Raw genomic sequence first — 1048 nt, forward strand, 5'->3', positions numbered from 1 at the left:
TGTCCCATCTCGACTTCGGAGTTTTGGCCGGGCTCGATTTGGCGGTACAGCTTGACGACATAGTCCTGATCAACCAGCGCCGTACTGTTAGATTGCTCGCCTTGAATTGCGCGGATCCGGGAAGGGGTACTCAGAGGCTGGCTCCCAAGTTTGCTCGTGGGCTTGAAGTCCAGCCTCCAGCCCGAGCCCGCAACGGAAGCCTCCCGCCGGAGGTGATCAAGGAGCTGCCGGATGAAATCGGGATCAGCGGCGACATCGCGCAGTAAACCTTCGCGCTCGCCCTGGTGCAAACAGGCCACGATGGATTTATCCAATTCGGGCCCCGCATCAACGGACCAGTCGACCCGTAAAGGCAAAAGATAACGCGCGTGATGATTGGTTTCGATAATGACGAAATTGGTTGAGTCCCCCGCGAAAGGAAGACGTGCAATGATCTTGGGCTTAATCCGCGTTTCAGAGTTACCAGGGAACCACCTCGCCTTGGAAAGATAGGCAGGAAGAAAATGTGTTTCGAGAGCTGCGGTTAGCTTGCTATTTGCGACCCATGAAGAACCCTCCGGTATGTCCAAGAATGCAAGGGTTTCACCGGCGGCGCCCATGTCCGTTAACCCAAGCACCGGAAAAGCAGCACAGGATCGTGCACAGGGTCGATCCAAAGCCGCATACCGCCATAGGTAACAGGCGCGGTCGGACCGGATTTGAGGTTTTCGAGCGCGGTCACCGGCTTCAAGTCGCCGCGGCCTAGTCGCACCTGCACATCACCAAGTGGGAGCCAGAATTCCCGGAAATCACCCGTCAACGCGATGACTGTCACGACCACGTTGGTCTGATCCGCGGAATGTTTGACGTAGGCGATGACCGAGTTGTCCTCCACGGGCAGAAAATGGATCGCGGACGTCTGCTGCAGTGCCGGATTTTCGCGCCGGATACGATTGATCTGGGTGATATAAGGCTTGATGTTTCCGGGCTTGTCCCAATCGCGGGATTTCAATTCGTATTTTTCGGAATTAAGATACTCCTCGCGGCCCGGTATCGGCTCATGCTCGAG

The 1048-nt window shown here is 56.2% G+C and carries 2 pseudogenes; both read right to left on the reverse strand.

The window, feature by feature from the left end:
* A pseudogene (locus CP49_RS09740) lies at nt 1–599 on the reverse strand (alpha-amylase); the annotation flags it as partial.
* A gap of 5 nt (nt 600–604) precedes the next feature.
* Nucleotides 605–1048 (reverse strand): annotated as a pseudogene (locus CP49_RS45860) (alpha-1,4-glucan--maltose-1-phosphate maltosyltransferase); the annotation flags it as partial.

It is taken from the genome of Bradyrhizobium valentinum (assembly GCF_001440405.1).
GTDB lineage: Bacteria > Pseudomonadota > Alphaproteobacteria > Rhizobiales > Xanthobacteraceae > Bradyrhizobium > Bradyrhizobium valentinum.